At 63.7% G+C, this 17,437-nt stretch carries 14 protein-coding genes; 8 read left to right on the top strand and 6 right to left on the bottom strand.

From position 1 onward, the window contains the following. Positions 1–16: 16 nt before the first annotated feature. The 3 genes from XH91_RS33775 to XH91_RS33765 all read right to left on the bottom strand — a co-directional run bounded on the left by XH91_RS33775 (position 17) and on the right by XH91_RS33765 (position 3,171). Positions 17–1,243, bottom strand: a complete 1,227-nt coding sequence (locus XH91_RS33775; RefSeq protein WP_128954620.1) for an ABC transporter substrate-binding protein — start codon at positions 1,241–1,243, stop codon at positions 17–19. A gap of 184 nt (positions 1,244–1,427) precedes the next feature. After that, the gene (locus XH91_RS33770; protein ID WP_128954619.1) at positions 1,428–2,669 is read right to left on the bottom strand and encodes an ABC transporter substrate-binding protein; all 1,242 of its coding nucleotides are present in this window, start codon (positions 2,667–2,669) and stop codon (positions 1,428–1,430) included. Between the two features lie 139 nt (positions 2,670–2,808). Further along, complete coding sequence (locus tag XH91_RS33765; RefSeq protein ID WP_164933558.1) at positions 2,809–3,171, bottom strand: DUF1304 domain-containing protein; 363 nt, start codon at positions 3,169–3,171, stop codon at positions 2,809–2,811. A gap of 91 nt (positions 3,172–3,262) precedes the next feature. Here XH91_RS33765 and XH91_RS33760 point away from each other — a divergent pair, with 91 nt between their 5' ends. After that, positions 3,263–3,805 (top strand): methylated-DNA--[protein]-cysteine S-methyltransferase, encoded by a 543-nt coding sequence (locus tag XH91_RS33760; protein ID WP_128954618.1) that lies wholly within the window; start codon positions 3,263–3,265, stop codon positions 3,803–3,805. 66 nt (positions 3,806–3,871) lie between these two features. Here the strand turns inward: XH91_RS33760 and XH91_RS33755 are convergent, their stop codons facing one another. Further along, positions 3,872–4,240 carry a nuclear transport factor 2 family protein gene (locus XH91_RS33755; protein WP_128954617.1) on the bottom strand — a complete coding sequence of 123 codons (369 nt, stop codon included), beginning with the start codon at positions 4,238–4,240 and terminating at the stop codon, positions 3,872–3,874. 134 nt (positions 4,241–4,374) lie between these two features. Between XH91_RS33755 and XH91_RS33750 the strand changes: the two genes are divergently transcribed. Continuing rightward, positions 4,375–5,280 (top strand): LysR family transcriptional regulator, encoded by a 906-nt coding sequence (locus XH91_RS33750; RefSeq protein ID WP_128954616.1) that lies wholly within the window; start codon positions 4,375–4,377, stop codon positions 5,278–5,280. A 48-nt stretch (positions 5,281–5,328) separates the two neighbouring features. Here XH91_RS33750 and XH91_RS33745 read toward each other — a convergent pair whose 3' ends face one another. Continuing rightward, the gene (locus XH91_RS33745) at positions 5,329–8,118 is read right to left on the bottom strand and encodes a [protein-PII] uridylyltransferase (RefSeq protein WP_128954615.1); all 2,790 of its coding nucleotides are present in this window, start codon (positions 8,116–8,118) and stop codon (positions 5,329–5,331) included. A 188-nt stretch (positions 8,119–8,306) separates the two neighbouring features. Between XH91_RS33745 and XH91_RS33740 the strand changes: the two genes are divergently transcribed. From XH91_RS33740 to XH91_RS33715, 6 genes are all read left to right on the top strand, one after another. Further along, entirely contained in the window at positions 8,307–9,278 is a 972-nt protein-coding gene (locus XH91_RS33740) for an aliphatic sulfonate ABC transporter substrate-binding protein (protein ID WP_164933557.1), read from the top strand. A gap of 97 nt (positions 9,279–9,375) precedes the next feature. Next, the gene (locus tag XH91_RS33735) at positions 9,376–10,221 is read left to right on the top strand and encodes an ABC transporter permease (protein WP_128955078.1); all 846 of its coding nucleotides are present in this window, start codon (positions 9,376–9,378) and stop codon (positions 10,219–10,221) included. A gap of 17 nt (positions 10,222–10,238) precedes the next feature. Next, positions 10,239–11,024: an ABC transporter ATP-binding protein gene (locus XH91_RS33730; protein ID WP_128954613.1), complete on the top strand. Its 786-nt coding sequence runs from the start codon at positions 10,239–10,241 to the stop codon at positions 11,022–11,024. 54 nt (positions 11,025–11,078) lie between these two features. Further along, a complete protein-coding gene (locus XH91_RS33725; RefSeq protein ID WP_128954612.1) occupies positions 11,079–11,588 on the top strand; it encodes an OsmC family protein in 510 nt (169 codons plus the stop codon). A gap of 181 nt (positions 11,589–11,769) precedes the next feature. After that, the gene (locus XH91_RS33720) at positions 11,770–12,570 is read left to right on the top strand and encodes a hypothetical protein (protein ID WP_128954611.1); all 801 of its coding nucleotides are present in this window, start codon (positions 11,770–11,772) and stop codon (positions 12,568–12,570) included. A gap of 249 nt (positions 12,571–12,819) precedes the next feature. Then, positions 12,820–14,496, top strand: coding sequence for a methyl-accepting chemotaxis protein (locus tag XH91_RS33715; RefSeq protein ID WP_128954610.1), 1,677 nt, complete (start codon positions 12,820–12,822; stop codon positions 14,494–14,496). 83 nt (positions 14,497–14,579) lie between these two features. Here XH91_RS33715 and mutS read toward each other — a convergent pair whose 3' ends face one another. Beyond that, the gene (gene mutS / locus XH91_RS33710) at positions 14,580–17,318 is read right to left on the bottom strand and encodes a DNA mismatch repair protein MutS (protein ID WP_128954609.1); all 2,739 of its coding nucleotides are present in this window, start codon (positions 17,316–17,318) and stop codon (positions 14,580–14,582) included. Positions 17,319–17,437: the final 119 nt, after the last annotated feature.

The raw sequence follows: 17,437 nt of genomic DNA, 5'->3' as shown, positions 1-17,437 counted from the left end.
TTTCAGAACTCTTCGACTAACCAGCCGGACCCGAATCCTCCAGGATCGGGCCGAACAGCTCCCAGCGCTCACCGTTGAACTTCATCATCTGAAGCTGCTTGTTGACGCGATAGTCGGTCGGCGAGGTGTTAGCCTTGATGCCGGGCAGCGAGAGGTCGAGCTCCACGTCCTTCAGGCTGGTGGCGACCTTCATGACGTTTTCGCGGGTCAGGTTGTCGCCGCACTTCTGAAGCACGTAGATCATCAATTGCGAGGTCGAGTATCCGTAGCTGTTGAAGCTCGAGTCCTTGTCGCCTTCGGGATAGTACTTCGCCATGAACTCGAAATACTTCTTCATGCCGGGATCGTCTTTCCAGGTCGGGTCCAGCGGATCCTTGCCGTAGTTGACGCTGATCACCCCCTTGGACGCCTCGAGCCCAGCGGGCTTCATCACCGCACCGACCGAGGTGGCGTTGATGTCGAGGATCTGCACCGGGTGCCAGCCGAGCTCGGCGATCTTCTTGATCGCCTGCGCGGCTTGCTTCGGCGTCGTGGCGCTGAAGAACAGGTCGGCACCGGCGTCCTTGATCTTGAGGATCTGCGAATCGACGGTCGGGTCGGAGACTTCATAGGAAGTCTCTGCCACGATCATGCTCGACGCCTTGTCGCCGAGACCGGCCTTGATGCCGTTCAGATAGTCCTTACCGAGATCGTCGTTCTGATAGAGGATGCCGATCTTGGCGTTCGGATGATTCTTGATGATGTATTGACCGTAGATGCGGCCCTCGACGAAGTAGTTTGGATTGAATCCCATCGTCCACGGGAAGTTCTTGGGGTCCGTGAACTTGGATGCGCCGGTGGCCGCGAAAAGCTGCGGCACCTTCTTGGCGTTGAGATATTTCTGCACCGCCGCGTTCGAGGGGGTGCCGAGAAGCTGGAACGTGAGTAGCACCTCGTCGCTCTCGACGAGCTTGCGCACCTGCTCGACCGCCTTCGGCGGCGAATAGGCGTCATCGTACTGGATCAGGTTGATCTTGCGACCGTTCACGCCGCCCTGATCGTTGATCATCTTCATGTAGGCCGCCTGTGTCTTGCCGATGGTGGCATAGGCGGAGGCCGGGCCGCTGAACGGGTTGGTCTGACCGATCTTGATTTCGGTGTCCGACGCGCCGGGATCATATTTCTTCTGGGCATTGGCCGCCGAGACCGTCAGCGCCAAGGCCAGCGCCGTGCCGGTGACCAGATGCAAAAGTCCGTTCCTCATTCGCAATTTCCTCGGTTTGTTTATGTGCAGATGGTCTACGGATGCACTGCCCGCACACCCGACGCCATCGCTGGACATGAGTGTGAAGGAACCGTTGTTGCAACGCAAGGTCACAACACGCTGGCAGTTCGTAGGGTGGTTAGCCCTGCGGGGTGTTAACCACCCTACGAATCCTGCCCCTTAACTAACCTGCCGGACCCGAGTCCTCGATGATCGGTCCGAACAGCTCCCAGCGTTCGCCGTTGAACTTCATCATCTGCATCTGCTTGTTGACACGGTAGTCGTTCGGCCCGGTGTTGATCTTGATGCCGGGCAGCGCGAAGCTCGGGGTGAAGTCCTTGATGTTGGCGGCCTGCTTCATCACGTTTTCACGCGTCAGATCGTCGCCGCATTGCTTCAAGACCTGCACCAGCAGCTCCGCCACCGAATACCCGTAGGTATTGACCGTATTGAGCTTGTCGCCCTCCGGGAAGTATTTGTCCATGAAGGCGAAGAAGGCCTTCACGCCGGGGTCGTCCTTCCACTGGGGATCGCCGGGCTCCTTGCCGTACTGCGTCGAGATGATGCCCTTGGAGATATCGAGGCCGGCCGGCTTCAATGTTGCCGAGATCGGGCTCGCATTGATGTCGAGGATGTGCACGGGCGTCCAGCCGAGGTCGGCAAGCTTCTTGATCGCCTGCGCCGCGAACTTCGGCGTCGAGGCGTCGTAGAACAGATCGGCGCCCATCGACTTCAGCTTCACCACCTGCGAGTCCACCGTCGGGTCGGTGACCTCGTAGGAGACCTCGCCGACGATCATGCTGGCGGCCTTGTCGCCGAGCCCGCTCTTGAGGCCGGCGAGGTAGTCGCGGCCCATGTCGTCGTTCTGGTAGAGCACGCCGATCTTGGCGTTCGGATGTTCCTTGAGAATGTACTTCGCGTAGATCCGCCCTTCGGAGATGTAGTTGGGATTATAGGCGATGGTCCAGGGATAGTTCTGCGGATCGTTGAAGCGCGCAGCGCCGGTCGAGGCGAGGAGCTGCGGGATCTTCTTTCCGTTGAGATATTTTTGTACGGCAGCGTTGGCGGCCGTGCCGATGATCTGGAAGGTGAACAGCACTTCGTCGCCTTCGACGAGCTTGCGCACCTGCTCGACGGTCTTCGGCGGCGAATAGGCATCGTCATACTGGATCAGATTGATCTTGCGGCCGTTGATGCCGCCCTGGTCGTTGATCATCTTGAAATAGGCCGCCTGGGTCTTGCCGATATTGGCGTAGACCGAGTAGGGGCCGGAGAAAGGCACGGTCTGGCCGATCTTGATCTCGCTGTCGCTCGCGCCGGTATCGTATTTCTTCTGGGCCAAAGCTGGACTGAGGAAGACTTGGTTGGCGGAGAACGCGAAGGCGAGCGCCGCCGCGGCAGCTATGAAGGCTCTGCGAGTGCTCATGTTGGTTGTTCCTCCTGACGGAATTTTCCGGCCGACGGTCTTTTCCCGTTGCTTGCAACGGTCGCCATCGCTGCCGGAGAGTGTGGAGGAAGGGCAGGCGCCGCGCAAGGATCGCTGCGCAGCGCTGTCGCAAAGGGTTTTATGTCAGGAACAAAGCAACCAGCGCGATCGCGGCCGGCAGCGCCTGCACGATCAGGATGCGCGTGCTGACGGTGGCCGCGCCATAGGCGCCGGCCACGATCACGCAGAGCAGAAAGAACACCTTGATCTGTAACGCGAAGGCTGGATTGCCATGCAGCAGCCCCCAGATCAGGCCGGCGACGAGGAAACCGTTATAGAGTCCCTGATTGGCCGCCAGCACTTTGGTGATCTCGGCCTTCTCAGGCGTATTGCGAAAGGTCTTCAAGCCGAGCGGCCTGTCCCAGAGAAACATTTCCAGGACCAGGAAATAGGCGTGCAGTGCGGCGACCAGCGCCACCAGGACATTGGCGATCAGAATCAAGTTGAGCCCCCCAAAAGCGTCAGCTTTCGGGTGGACGTTAGCACGGCCCGCATGGCAAGTGCGAAGCGTGTTTCGATGTGAAGGTGCCGCAATGCCCGCTCGATCGATAAAACCCCCCGAAAGCTTCGGCCTCGATCGGCTGGCGACACCGATCGGGATCGCGCTCCTTGTCACCGATGCCGATGGCGCGTTGCGCGCGCTCGATTGGGACGATTACGAGCATCGGATGCGCGAGCTGCTACGCTTGCATTACGGCGCGGTGGAGCTCGGCGATCAGCCAGCGCCGACGGCGATGAAGTCTGCGCTGTCGGCCTATTTCGAGGGCGATCTCGATCAGCTCTCGCGTGTCGCTTGGCGCGTCGCCGGTACACCGTTCCAGCAAAAGGTCTGGACCGCGCTGGCGCAGATCCGGCCCGGCACGACGATGAGCTATGGCGCGATGGCCGCCAGGATCGAGATGCCCAAAGCGATCCGAGCCGTTGGTCACGCCAACGGCTCCAACCCGATCAGCGTAGTGCTGCCGTGCCATCGCCTGATCGGCGCGGACGGCTCGCTGGTGAAATATGGCGGGGGGCTCGAGCGGAAGAGATGGTTGCTCAGGCACGAGGGCGTGCAGGTCAGAGAGCCCGTTTGAGAATGCGTTGAGCGAACCCTTCCTACGACTTCATCGGCCCTATGGACACCGCCGTGCCCGAATCCGTCAGCGTTTCGACGTCATCACTTTCTGCACTATTTTCCAGGTCCCGTTCACCTTCAGGCATGACAGCAGGTCCGTGACGGAGCGCGGCGGAATGCGCAATTTCACCTTCAAAAGCGCGAGCTCGTTTTCAACGTCCATTGACATGATCTGATCTTCTCGCTCGGAGGCGAATTGCTTCGGAGCCTTCGTATTGCGGACCACTGTGAGCCATGACGCGATCGGCGTCACGCCCACGTTGCCGTCCTCGGCGACCTTTGTCACGGAACTCGAGGGGTGAAATATGGATGCGAATTTCTCGGCATCCATTTCGTAAGCAGCGTCAAAATAGGTCTGCGCAAGGGCGCGCAGGGCGGGGGCGTCGGTATCCATGGTCTTCCTCAAAGTTGGTGCGCTGGACGCATTCATTGTGGCCGAGCCAGCTGGCCCGGCATCGCGCAAAACCTACGGCAGGTTCACTTATGAGACTAGGCGCCTTGAATAGCATGGTCTCATGAGCGATATTCATGATCATGACGAACGAAATGAACGAGCTCGCCGCGTTTGCAATTGTGGCCCGTGAACGAAGCTTTACACGCGCTGCGACAAAACTCGGCGTGTCTCAGTCTGCCTTGAGCCATACAATCCGGCGGCTTGAGCAACGGCTTGAGCTGAAGCTGCTCGCGCGAACCACCAAGAGCGTGGCACCAACCGCCGCGGGGGTGGCTCTTCTGGAAGACCTGTCTCCGGCGCTCGAGCAAATTCGTCATGCCCTCGACAAGGCCCGAAGCATTCGGCGCCGACCCGAGGGCCGTCTCCGAATTGTCATGTCGCGATCGGCTGCGGTGATGGTGTTGTTGCCGCGGCTCAGGGCTTTTGCCGAGGCCTATCCTGACATCGTTCTGGACGTTGTCACCGTCACTGGCCCGGTGGACCTTGTTGCAGGCGAGTTCGATGCCGGTATTCAGCTTGGCGAGTACATTCAAAAGGACATGATCGCGGTTCGTGTCACCCCCGAACTGCGTTTGGCGGTCATAGGGTCGCCACGGTATTTCGCTTCACGGCGCATCCCCGAGAAGCCAAAAGATCTCAACGATCATCGGTGCATTACTCTGCGTCTGGCCGGCGGTCCATATCGGTGGGAGTTTGAGCAAGGTCGGAAGTCGGTCACAATTAATGTGAATGGCCCGCTCATCATCGACGATACTCACTTGGTGATTCAGGCGGCGCTGGCTGGAGTTGGTGTCGGCCTCGCCTACGAAGAGCAGGTCGCCGAGTATATTGCAAAGCGGCGCCTTGTTCGGGTGCTGGAGGATTGGACGCCGCCAATTCCCGGCTTTTTCATGTATTATCCCAGCCGCCAGCATCAACCAGCCGCGCTGTCCGCACTGGTGAAAGCGCTTCAACACTCCGAACAAAGACCGACGCGATAATTGGAAGGCGGCCTGAAGCCGTCCGCCGCGAGCGGCGAATGATGGGGGTCACGCCGCCGGTTGCACCGCCTTGTCGCCGGCCATCACGTGCGTCAGTGCGCTCTTGATCGCGGCCTGGCGGGTCGGCGCGTTGATCTGCGCGCCGAGCAAGTCGGTGACGTAGAACACGTCGCGGGCGCGCTCGCCGAAGGTCGCGACATGGGCCGAGGCGATGTTGAGGTTGAGCTTCGAGATCGCGGTGGTCAGCTCGTAGAGCAGGCCGGGACGGTCGAGGCCGGAGACCTCGATCACGGTGTAGCGGTCGGACCATTGGTTGTTGATGGTCACCTCGGGCTCGATCACGAACGGCTTTGCCTTGCTGCGCACGGTGCGCCGCGCCACCACTTCCGGCAGGCGCAACTTGCCTTCGAGCACGTCCTCGATCATCTCGCCGATGCGGGTGGCACGCCGGCCTTCGTCCTCGTCACGATCGTATTCGCGCGAGATCGAGATCGTGTCCAGCGCGCGGCCGTCCGTCGTGGTGTAGATTTGCGCGTCCACGATGTTGGCGCCGGCCGAGGCGCACGCGCCCGCGATGATCGAGAGCAGCCAGGGATGGTCGGCGGCAAAGATCGTCAGCTCGGTGACGCCGCGCACCTCGTCGAAGCCGACATTGATCGCGAGCTTGTGGCCGGCCTGCTCGCTCGATCGCACGAAGCGCGCGTGGCGAATCTTCCGCGGCAGCTCGACCTTGAGCCAGTAGGCCGGATAGTGCCGGCCGACATAGGCGTCGAGCTCGTCGGCCGGCCATTCGGCGAAGGCGTGGCGGAATTCGGCGTAGGCGGCCGTGAGGCGCTTACCGCGGTCGACCTCCGAGAAGCCGCCGGTCAGTACCGGTTCGGTCTCGTAATACAGCGAGCGCAGCAGCTGGGCCTTCCAGCCGTTCCACACGCCGGGACCAACGCCGCGAATGTCGGCAGTGGTCAGGATGGTGAGCAGCTTCATCTGCTCGACCGACTGCACCACGGCAGCAAAATTCTCGATGGTCTTGCGGTCGGAGAGATCGCGCGACTGCGCCACCGTGGACATCGTCAGATGTTCCTCGATCAGCCAGGCCACGAGCTCGGTGTCGGCCGCGCTGAAGCCGAGCCGCGGGCACAGCCGCCGCGCCACCTTGGCTCCTGCGATCGAGTGATCTTCCGGCCGCCCCTTGGCGATGTCGTGCAGCAGCGTCGTGATGTAGATCACTGCACGGTGCTCGGGACGAATTTTGCGCATCAGATCGCTGGCGAGAGTGAACTCCTCGATGCCGCCGCGCTCGATGTCCTGGAGGAAGCCGACGCAGCGGATCAGATGCTCGTCCACGGTGTAGTGATGATACATGTTGAACTGCATCATCGAGATGATCTTGCCGAAGGCGCGGATGAAGTGACCGAGCACGCCGGTTTCGTTCATCCGCCGCAGCACGATCTCGGCGTTGTCCGAGGTCAGGATCTCCATGAACAGCCGGTTGGCCTCGGGATTCTCGCGCATCTGCGCGTTGATCAGGCCAAGCGAGCGCGTCACGTCGCGCATCGCGTCCGGGTGGAAGGCGAGGTTGTTCTTCTGCGCCAGGCGGAAGATCCGGATCAGATTGACCGGATCGTGCTTGAAGACGTCGGGCGCGGCGACGTTGATGCGGTTGTTGTCGACGATGAAGTCGTCGCTCTCCGGCACTCGCCGCTTCGCTGGTGTCGGGCGCAGCCGCGCCATCATCCGGCTCAGCACCGGGGCGGGCTTGGCCTGCTGGTCCTCGAGCTTGGCGCAGAGGATGGCGGTGAGGTTGCCGACTTCCTTGGCGACCAGGAAGTAGTGCTTCATGAAGCGCTCGACGTCCTGCATGCCGGGATGAGAAGTGTAGCCGAGCCTGACAGCGATCTCGCGCTGGAGGTCGAACGACAGACGCTCCTCGGGCCGCCCGCAGTAGAAATGCAGATTGCAGCGCACCGACCAGAGGAAGTCGGCGCAGCGGCGGAAGCTGCGATATTCCTGCGCGTCGAACACGCCGCGTTCGACCAGCTCGTCGGTGTCGCGGACGCGATAGACGTATTTGGCGATCCAGAACAGCGTGTGCAGGTCGCGCAAGGCGCCCTTGCCGTCCTTGACGTTGGGCTCGACCAGGTAACGCGACTGCCCGCCGCGACGATGGCGCTCCTCGCGTTCGGCGAGCTTGGCGGTGACGAATTCAGACGCGGTGCCCTGCACCACTTCCTTGTCGAAGCGCGCGACCAGCTCGTCATAGAGTGGCTGGTCGCCGGTGAGAAAGCGCGTTTCCAGGATGGCGGTACGGATGGTCATGTCGCCGCGCGCCTGCCGGATCGATTCATCGACCGAGCGCGTGGCGTGACCGACCTTCAGGCCCATGTCCCAGAGGCAATACAGAATCGCCTCGGCCACCTGCTCGCCCCAGGCGGTCTGCTTGTAGGGCAGGATGAACAGCAGGTCGATGTCCGATTCCGGCGCCATCAGACCGCGGCCGTAGCCGCCGGTCGCGACCACCGCCATGCGTTCGGCGCCGCTCGGGATCGGCGAACGATAGAGATGGCGGGTCGCGGCTGAATAGAGGATGCGGATGATCTCGTCCTGCACGTGGCACAAGCGCTCGGCGCAGCGGCGGCCGTGGCGGTCCTTCAGCAGGATCGCCTGCGCGGCGGCGCGCGCGGCGATGAGTTCCGCCTTGAGCAACTGCGCCACGGCGGTGCGGAACGCGTCCTCGCGCCCCTGATGCTTTTCGGCAAGCGCATCGACCGCAGCGGTGATCCGCGCAGTGTCGAAACGATCATCCACCTGGGGCTTATGCTCGGTCGTAACGCTGTCCATGTCTCACCGGATATAAGAGGCGGCAGGCGCTGTCATCAGCCATTCGCCAGCAATAGTCATTCCATGCTGGAAATTGCCGGCTGGAAGCAAAATTGTTCTCGGTCCACGCGCTTTCAAGGGTCGGATTTTCTCGTTGACCTCTAGATATAACTCATTGAAAAACAATGAAGTTTTTGAGGATTCTGGGCATGGCTGAGATCACACGACGTATTCTGCTGGCGGGAGCTGCTGCGCTCGCCGTCACCCCTTCGGCGCGGGCCGCCGATCCGCTCAGGGAAATCCGCATCGACTGGGCGACTTACAATCCGGTGTCTCTCGTCCTGAAGCAGAAGGGCCTCTTGGAGAAGGAGTTCGCCAAGGACGGCATCACCATCACCTGGGTGCAGTCGGCGGGCTCCAACAAGGCGCTCGAATTCCTCAATGCCGGCTCGATCGACTTCGGCTCGACCGCGGGCTCGGCGGCGCTGGTCGCGCGCATCAATGGCAATCCGATCAAGTCGATTTACGTCTATTCGCGTCCCGAGTGGACCGCGCTGGTCACATCAAAGGATTCCAAGATCGCTGATGTCGCTGATCTCAAGGGCAAGCGCGTCGCGGTGACGCGCGGCACCGATCCGCACATCTTCCTGGTGCGTGCGCTGCTGGGCGCAGGACTGACCGAGAAGGACATCACGCCGGTGCTGCTGCAGCACGCCGACGGCAAGACCGCGCTGATCCGCGGCGACGTCGATGCCTGGGCCGGTCTCGATCCGATGATGGCGCAGGCCGAAATCGAAGAAGGCGCAAAACTGTTCTATCGCAAGGCCGACGCCAACACCTGGGGCATCCTCAATGTGCGCGAGCAGTTCTTGAAGGACCATCCGGACGCCGCCCGCCGCGTGCTCGCGGTGTATGAGGACGCGCGGAAATATTCGCTGGCGAATTACGACGATCTCAAGAAGACCTTCATGGCCGTCACCAAGCTGCCGGAGGCCGTCGTCGACAAGCAGCTCAAGGAGCGCACCGAGCTCACCCACAGCCGTATCGGCGCGCCCCAGCGCGAGTCGATCCTCGCTGCCGGCCTCGCGCTGCAACAGGCCGGCGTCGTCGATGCCAAGGTCGACGTGAAGGCGACGCTGGATGCGCTGATCGACGACCGCGTCCCGCTGCCGACGAATTGAGGGTTTCGTAGCCCGGATGGAGCGAAGCTCCATCCGGGCTACGCGGGCAGAGGGAGGCACGCCTTGCATTCCCGCCCCAGACGCGCTTGCTATGGCCATGATCTCCGACGCACCAGTGCTGCAACAATCTTCGGAGCCCGCCGAGAGCGGCGGCGCGTCGTCGCGACTGTCGCGCTATGCGCGGCCGATGCTCGGCCTGCTGCTGCCGGTGACACTCGCACTGGGCTGGGAGCTTGTGGTCTGGTCCGGCTGGTCCAACGGCAGGCTGGTGCCGCCGCCCTCGCGGGTGTTCGCCACCATCGCTGATCTCGCCCGCTCCGGCGAGCTCTTCCACCACATCGCCGCGACGTTGTGGCGGGTCGGGCTCGGCTTCGCCTTTGGCGTCATCGCCGGCACGGTATTTGGCGCCATCTCAGGCTATTGGTCGCTGGCCCGGCGGTTGCTCGATCCGACCGTGCAGGCATTACGCGCGATTCCTTCGCTCGCCTGGGTGCCGCTGTTCATCCTCTGGCTCGGCATCTTCGAGACCTCGAAGATCGCGCTGATCGCGGTCGGCGTGTTCTTTCCGGTCTATCTCGGCGTGATGGGCGCGATCCTCTCGGTCGATCGCAAGATCGTCGAGGTCGGCCGCACCTTCCGCCTCTCCGGCTTTGCAATGATCCGCCGCATCTTGCTGCCCGCGGTGCTGCCGGCCTATGTCGTGTCCCTGCGTGTTGGCCTTGGCCTCGGCTGGATGTTCGTGGTGGCGGCCGAGCTGATCGGCGCCTCGGAAGGCCTCGGCTATCTCCTGCTCGACGGCCAGCAGCTCGGCAAGCCCGCGCAGATCCTGGCCGCGATCGTGATATTTGCCATCCTCGGCAAGCTCACCGACTGGCTGATCGAAGTCGCCGCGGCACCGTTCCTGCGTTGGCAGGATGCGTTCGGTCGCGCCAAAGAAACTTGATAAGGGAGCACAAGGCGATGTTGGCGCTCGACCGGGTCAGCAAGACCTATCCCAACGGCGTCGAGGCGCTGGCGCGCTTCTCCGCCGAGATCGGGCAGGGCGAGATCATCGCCATCATCGGCGGCTCCGGCTGCGGCAAATCAACATTGCTCCGCGCCATCGCCGGCCTCGACCGCGCCAGCTCCGGCACCGTGGCGCTCGACAGGGAGGCGATCTTTTCGCCGCACGCCAAGATCGGCATCATCTTCCAGGAGCCGCGTCTGCTGCCCTGGCTAGGCGTCGCCGACAATATCGGCTTTGGCCTCGCCGATCTCCCAGCGGCCGAACGCCGCGGGAAGGTGGCGCGCGCGCTGGAACGTGTGGGCCTCGCCGACAAGGCGCAAGCCTGGCCGCGCGAGCTCTCCGGCGGACAGGCGCAGCGCGTCGCCATCGCCCGTGCACTTGTGCCGCAGCCGGAAGTGCTGCTGCTCGACGAGCCGTTCTCGGCGCTCGACGCCTTCACCCGCCGGGACCTGCAGGATCATCTGCTCGACCTCTGGGCCGACACGCGACCGACCTTGATCCTCGTCACACATGACGTCGACGAGGCCGTCGTGCTGGCCGACCGCGTGCTGGTGATGCGGCCACGGCCGGGCCGGCTGTTCGACCAGATCGAGATCAATCTGACCCGGCCGCGCGACCGCAATTCGCCGCTGTTCGAGAATTTCAAGCGAAGCGTGCTGACGTCACTCGACCGTTCGCTCGACCGCAACGTGCCCGACCGTGACGCAACCCAGGGTCCCGGTCAGGCCATGTGGTGGTGACATTCTCACCCCGAGCCGGTACATCGAGAGGCTATTTTCCCGGGAGAGAACAAGATGGATGCCGCAGAGCTGCGCCAGATGCAGGCCCCGATCAAGGAGCGCTACAAGACCGATCCCAAGACCGCGCTGATCACGCTGAAGGCCAAGGGCTCGACCGACAGCGAAGGCATCGCCTGCAAGGTCGAGACCGGCCGCGCCATTGCGATGGCCGGCCTGCATCCAGCCACCGGCGGTTCCGGCCTCGAGCTCTGCTCCGGCGACATGCTGCTGGAAGCGCTGGTGGCCTGTGCCGGTGTCACACTGAAATCGGTCGCGACCGCGATTGAGGTGCCGCTCAAGACCGGTAACGTTTACGCCGAAGGCGATCTCGATTTCCGCGGCACGCTTGGCATCGACAAGGAGACCCCGGTCGGCTTCGCCGAGATCCGCCTGCGTTTCGAGGTCGACACCGATGCCCCGCAGGACAAGCTCGATCTGCTGCTCAAGCTCACCGAGCGCTATTGCGTGGTCTATCAGACCATCAAGAACGGCCCGAAAGTCTCGGTATCGATGCAGCGGATGTGAGGCGAAGGTCGTCGTCCAACAATTGGTGTCGTCCCGGGGCGCGCCGCTTGGCCCGAGCCCGGGACCCATAACCCCAGGCCGTCGTGATTTCGGGCGGTCGTTGCTCCAGCTCTCAAACCACTATGGCCTGTGGTTATGGATTCCGGGCTCGCGCTTCGCGCGCCCCGCAATGACAAACAGAATGTCCCCCGACCTCCACTTCATTCTCTTCCTTCTCCTGCGCATGGCGATCGCGGCGGCGTTCGTCGTGTCGGCGTCTGTGATCACCGAGCGCTCGGGGCCGGCGATCGGAGCGCTGGTCGCAACGCTGCCGGTTTCCGCCGGGCCCTCCTACGTCTTCCTCGCGATCGACCATGATGCCGCATTCATCGCGCAGGGCGCGCTGTCGAGCCTGCCGATCAATGCCGCAACGATCGTCATGGGCCTCACCTATGTCGTGCTGGCGCAGCGGCACAGCATGGCGGTCAGTTGCTGCAGCGCGTTCGCGGTCTGGATCGCCATCGCCTCGGTCATCCGCCTGTTCGACTGGACGCTCGCCGCCGGTCTCGCTGCGAACTTCATCGCCTTCGGCATCTGCATTCCGCTGCTCTCAGGCTACCGCCACGTGAAGATGCCGCTGGTGACGCGCCGCTGGTACGACATCCCGATGCGGGCCGCGCTGGTCGCGACTCTCGTCGCGATCGTCGTTTCGACGTCGAGTTGGGTCGGCGCCCGCATCAGCGGCATCATCGCGCTCTACCCTGTCGTATTCTCCAGCATCATGCTGATCCTGCATCCCCGCATCGGCGGGCCGCCGACCGCGGCCGTGCTTGCCAATTCCGCCTGGGGCCTGCTCGGTTTCGGGATGGCGATCGCGGTCATGCACGTTGCGGTGGAGAGATTTGGATCGCCGGTTGGTCTCTTCCTGGCGCTTGCAACCTGTGTGATGTGGAACCTGACGCTGTGGTGGAATGGGCGCAGAGCGCAGCGCATTGAAGCGTAAGCGTTGCGTACGGAAATTTTGCGGTGATCCGCCTCGTACTTCTGCGGTGCTCGGCCGCCGGTTTTCGAAAGCATCGTTAATTTAATCTTTGGGCCTTGCCCGTAAATATACTCGACAGTTGTTGAGGCGGCCCCCTTTGCATACGGGCCACAGTTCCAAAACCGACTGACGGCCGGGCCGAAAATTTTCGAGCGTGAGGGCAACGCTGCCTGCGTCTAGCAAAACGATTCTCATCGAGGAGATATTTGAATGTTCGGTCGCAAGTCTCATCCTGACGCACAGGCGCGGCTCGATGCCATTGGCCGCTCGCAGGCGATGATCGAATTCGATCTCGATGGAACGATCGTCACGGCCAACAAGAATTTTCTCGACGCCCTCGGCTATCGGCTCGACGAAATCCAGGGCAGGCATCACTCGATGTTCGTGCCGGCCGACCAGCGCGACACGGCCGAGTACAAGGCGTTCTGGGCGGCACTGAAGCGTGGCGAGTATCAAGCGCGCGAGTTCAAGCGGATCGCGAAGGACGGCCACGAGGTCTGGATCGAAGCATCCTACAATCCGGTGCTCGACGGCGAGGGCAAGGCGGTGATGGTCGCCAAGATCGCGACCGACATCACCGCGAAGAAGATCCGGAGCATGACGGACGCTTCGAAGATCGCCGCCAGCAGTCGTGCCCAGGCGGTGATCGAGTTCAAGCTCGACGGCACCATCGTCACCGCCAACGAGAATTTCTGCAACACGCTCGGCTATTCGCTGGCCGAGATCCAGGGCAAGCATCACAGCATGTTCGTGGCGCCTGCCGAGCGTGACGGCGCGGCCTATCGCGAGTTCTGGGCGAAGCTCAACCGTGGCGAATACCAGGCCGGCGAGTTCAAGCGTATCGGCAAGGGCGGTCGCGAGGTCTGGATTCTCGCCTCCTACAACCCGCTCCTCGACGAGAACGGCAAGCCGTTCGGCGTCGTCAAATATGCAACGGACGTGACCGCGGACAAGCTGAAGAACGCCGACCGCGCCGGCCAGCTCGAGGCCATCGACAAGGCGCAGGCCGTGATCGAATTCAACATGGACGGCACGATCATCACCGCCAACGCGAACTTCCTCGCAGCCCTCGGCTACTCCCTGGCCGAGATCAAGGGCAAGCATCACAGCATGTTCGTCGAGCCCGGCGAGCGCGACGGCGCGGCTTATCGCGATTTCTGGGCCGCGCTCAACCGCGGCCAGTACCAGGCGGGGGAATACAAGCGCATCGGCAAGGGCGGCAAGGAAGTCTACATCCAGGCCTCCTACAACCCGATCTTCGATCTCAACGGCAAGCCGTTCAAGGTCGTGAAATACGCGACCGACACCACCAAACAGGTGCTGGTCCGCATGGGCAACGAGCGCGTCCGCGGCATGATGGAATCGGTCGCCGCCGGCTCGGAAGAGCTCAACGCGTCGGTGCGGGAGATTTCCGAGGCCATGACCAAGTCGCGCGAGACCGCGATGAGCGCCGTGGACCAGGTCGCCGCCGCCGACGCCCAGGCCCAGCGTCTCACCGAAGCCGCGCAGGCGATGAGCGGCATCGTCGAGATGATCAACAGCATCACCGGCCAGATCAACCTGCTGGCGCTGAATGCCACGATCGAATCCGCCCGTGCCGGTGAAGCCGGCCGCGGCTTTGCCGTGGTGGCCTCCGAAGTGAAGAGCCTCGCCAACCAGGCCAAGCAGGCCACCGACAAGATCGGCCAGGAGATCGGCAGCCTCAACGGCATCTCCGGCGATGTCGTCAGCGCGCTCGGCTCGATCAAGCAGGCGATCAACAACGTCAGCGAATACGTCACCTCGACCGCCGCGGCCGTCGAGGAGCAGAGCACGGTCACCAACGAGATGTCGACCAGCATGCAGCGCGCCGCCGCGGAGGCCGCCGCGATCGCGGCGAGGGCGTAGGACAAGTACTCGGAAGCGTAGGGTGGGTTAGTCCTGCAGTTGCGCTTCGCGCAATCGCGGGGCTAACCCACCCTACGGCGCCGTCATTGTTTCGGCAGTTTCGCCTTCAACGCGTAGAGCGCATCGAGCGCCTCGCGCGGCGACATCTCGTCGGGATGTAGCGCCTTCACGGCGTCCATCAGCAGTTCGGCCTCGGTCGGCGGCGCGGCTTCCGCGGCGGCACGAGAGGGGACGGCGAACAACGGGAGGTCGTCGGCGAGCGCGCGGGCGGTCTGGCCGCGGTCCTGCGCTTCGAGCTTCGCCAGCACCGATTTGGCACGCGTGATCACGGCCGGCGGCAGGCCCGCGAGCTTGGCGACCTGGATGCCGTAGGAGCGGTCGGCCGAGCCGGGCAGCACCTCGTGCAGGAACACGACATTGCCCTGCCATTCCTTCACCCGCACGGTGGCGTTGAACATGCGCGGCAGCTTGGCCGAGAGCGCCGTGAGTTCATGATAGTGCGTCGCGAACAGCGTGCGGCAGCGGTTGCTCTCGTGCAGATGCTCGATCGCGGCCCAGGCGATCGAGAGGCCGTCGAAGGTCGCGGTGCCGCGGCCGATCTCATCCAGGATGACGAGCGCGCGCTCGCCGGCCTGGTTGAGGATCGCCGCCGTCTCCACCATCTCCACCATGAAGGTGGAGCGGCCGCGCGCGAGGTCGTCGGCGGCGCCAACGCGCGAGAACAGGCGATCGATGATGCCGATCCGCGCGCGCGTTGCCGGCACGAAGCTGCCGATCTGCGCCATCAAGGCAATCAGCGCGTTCTGGCGCAGGAAGGTCGATTTACCCGCCATGTTCGGGCCGGTCAGCAGCCAGAGCTGGCCGGACTTTTGCGCTGGCGCCGGTGAGAGGTCGCAGGCGTTGGCAATGAACGGCTCGCCATTGCGCTTCAGCGCCTGCTCGACCACGGGATGCCGGCCGGCCTCGATGGCAAAGCCGAGCGAACCGTCGACCTCCGGCCGCACATAGTTCTCGTCGACCGCGAGCTTGGCCAGCGAGGTCGCAACGTCGAGCAGCGCAAAGCCTTGTGCCGCGGCGCGCAGATCGTCGCTGATCTCGATCGCTCTCGCGCAGAGCCGTTCGAAGATTTCGAGCTCGAGGCCGAGCGCACGATCGCCGGCATTGGCGATCTTGGCTTCGATCTCCCCTAATTCCGACGTCGTGAAGCGCACCTGGCCCGCCAGCGTCTGGCGATGAATGAAGGTCGCGTTCAGCGGCGCCGACATCAGCTTGTCGCCGTGCTGCGCTGTGACCTCGACGAAATAGCCGAGCACGTTGTTGTGGCGGATCTTGAGGCCCTTGACGGAGGTCGCGTCGGCGTAGCGCGCCTGCATCGAGGCGACCACCAGGCGCGAAGCGTCGCGCAGGTTTCGTGCTTCGTCGAGCGCGGGTTCGTAGCCGGCACGCACGAAGCCGCCGTCGCGCTTGATCAGCGGCAATTGCTCGTCGAGCGCGCGCGCAAATTCGGCGGCGAGCTCGCGCGGGGGCCTTTGCAGCGCCGCCATCACCGCCGCGATCTCCTGCGGCGGCTGGTCGAGCTCGGACAGCCGCGCCAGCACCTGGTCGGCAGCGATGATGCCGTCGCGCAGGCCCGCAAGGTCGCGCGGGCCGCCGCGGCCGACCGAGAGACGAGCCAGCGCCCGCGACATGTCGGGGGCGCCGCGCAAAATGCTCCGGATGTCCTCGCGCGTCGCCGCGTCAGCGACGAAGGCACTCACGGCATCGAGCCGCCGCGCGATCGCCGGCGCATCGGTCAAGGGCGCAGCAAGCCGCTGCGCCAGCAGGCGCGAGCCGGCCGAGGTCACGGTGCAGTCGATCGCATCGAGCAGCGAGCCGCGGCGTTCGCCGGCGAGCGTGCGCGTCAGCTCGAGATTGGCGCGCGTGGCGGGATCGATCGCCATGGTCGCGCCCGAGGCTTCGCGCGTGGGCGGCGACAGCGGCGGATGCTTGCCGACCTGGGTGCGGTCGACATAAGTCACCGCGGCCGCTGCCGCGGTCGCTTCCAGGCGCGTGAGCTGCGTCAGCCCGTCCATGGTCGCGACGGCGAAGTAGTCGCACAGGCGCTTCTCGGCGGTGGCGCCATCGAAGACGTCGCGGGTCACCGGCGTCACCGCCGGTAGCTCGCGCAAGGTCTGGCCGAGCTCGTTATCGCCAAAAAGCGCGTCGGTGACGATCGCCTCGTTCGGATTGATGCGCGCCAGCGTCGCGGCAAGCTCGCCGCCCGAAACCTCGGTGACCGTGAATTCGGCGGTCGAGATGTCGATCCAGGCCAGCCCGAAACGGTCGCCGCCGGCGGATGAGCGCGCCCGCGCGATCGCCAGCAGATAGTTGTTGGCGCGCGCATCGAGCAGCGTGTCTTCCGTCAGCGTGCCCGGCGTCACCAGCCGCACCACGCCGCGGCGCACGACGCTCTTGTTGCCGCGCGCTTTCGCCGCGGCGGGATCCTCGGTCTGCTCGCACACCGCGACCCGGTGGCCGGCGCTGATCAGCCGGTGCAGATAATCCTCGGAGCGCTCGACCGGCACGCCGCACATCGGGATGTCGTTGCCCTGATGCTTGCCGCGCTTGGTCAGGACGATGCCGAGCGTCCTCGAGGCAATCTCGGCATCCTCGAAGAACAGCTCGTAGAAATCGCCCATCCGGTAGAACAGCAGCAGCCCCTGATGCGCCGCCTTGATCTCCAGATACTGTTCCATCATCGGCGTCACGCGCGCGGCGGCTTCGGGCGTCGCTGCGGGTGCGTCGTCGGGGGGCGGGACGGGAATGGGCTGTTGTAGGGTCATGAGCGGCGCAACCTACAAAATTTCGCCTCCTGCTCCTATCGCTTTGGCCTGGCAGGGGAGGTTTTCCACGTTGTCCGCACCGCGGCATGCGCCGGAGGCGTGCTGGTCCCTCGGAACAC

The organism is Bradyrhizobium guangzhouense, from assembly GCF_004114955.1.
GTDB classification, from domain to species: Bacteria; Pseudomonadota; Alphaproteobacteria; order Rhizobiales; family Xanthobacteraceae; genus Bradyrhizobium; species Bradyrhizobium guangzhouense.
Note: the sequence above shows the minus strand (reverse complement) of the source record. Positions and strands in the feature narration are given on the sequence as shown.

What these genes read in the sequence shown, in the direction of transcription:
- XH91_RS33775 (WP_128954620.1), bottom strand. Translation starts at nt 1,243, where the DNA reads ATGAGGAACGGACTTTTGCATCTGGTCACCGGCACGGCGCTGGCCTTG.
- XH91_RS33770 (WP_128954619.1), bottom strand. Translation starts at nt 2,669, where the DNA reads ATGAGCACTCGCAGAGCCTTCATAGCTGCCGCGGCGGCGCTCGCCTTC.
- XH91_RS33760 (WP_128954618.1), top strand. Translation starts at nt 3,263, where the DNA reads ATGCCCGCTCGATCGATAAAACCCCCCGAAAGCTTCGGCCTCGATCGG.
- XH91_RS33755 (WP_128954617.1), bottom strand. Translation starts at nt 4,240, where the DNA reads ATGGATACCGACGCCCCCGCCCTGCGCGCCCTTGCGCAGACCTATTTT.
- XH91_RS33750 (WP_128954616.1), top strand. Translation starts at nt 4,375, where the DNA reads ATGATCATGACGAACGAAATGAACGAGCTCGCCGCGTTTGCAATTGTG.
- XH91_RS33745 (WP_128954615.1), bottom strand. Translation starts at nt 8,118, where the DNA reads ATGGACAGCGTTACGACCGAGCATAAGCCCCAGGTGGATGATCGTTTC.
- XH91_RS33740 (WP_164933557.1), top strand. Translation starts at nt 8,307, where the DNA reads ATGGCTGAGATCACACGACGTATTCTGCTGGCGGGAGCTGCTGCGCTC.
- XH91_RS33735 (WP_128955078.1), top strand. Translation starts at nt 9,376, where the DNA reads ATGATCTCCGACGCACCAGTGCTGCAACAATCTTCGGAGCCCGCCGAG.
- XH91_RS33730 (WP_128954613.1), top strand. Translation starts at nt 10,239, where the DNA reads ATGTTGGCGCTCGACCGGGTCAGCAAGACCTATCCCAACGGCGTCGAG.
- XH91_RS33725 (WP_128954612.1), top strand. Translation starts at nt 11,079, where the DNA reads ATGGATGCCGCAGAGCTGCGCCAGATGCAGGCCCCGATCAAGGAGCGC.
- XH91_RS33720 (WP_128954611.1), top strand. Translation starts at nt 11,770, where the DNA reads ATGTCCCCCGACCTCCACTTCATTCTCTTCCTTCTCCTGCGCATGGCG.
- XH91_RS33715 (WP_128954610.1), top strand. Translation starts at nt 12,820, where the DNA reads ATGTTCGGTCGCAAGTCTCATCCTGACGCACAGGCGCGGCTCGATGCC.
- mutS (WP_128954609.1), bottom strand. Translation starts at nt 17,318, where the DNA reads ATGACCCTACAACAGCCCATTCCCGTCCCGCCCCCCGACGACGCACCC.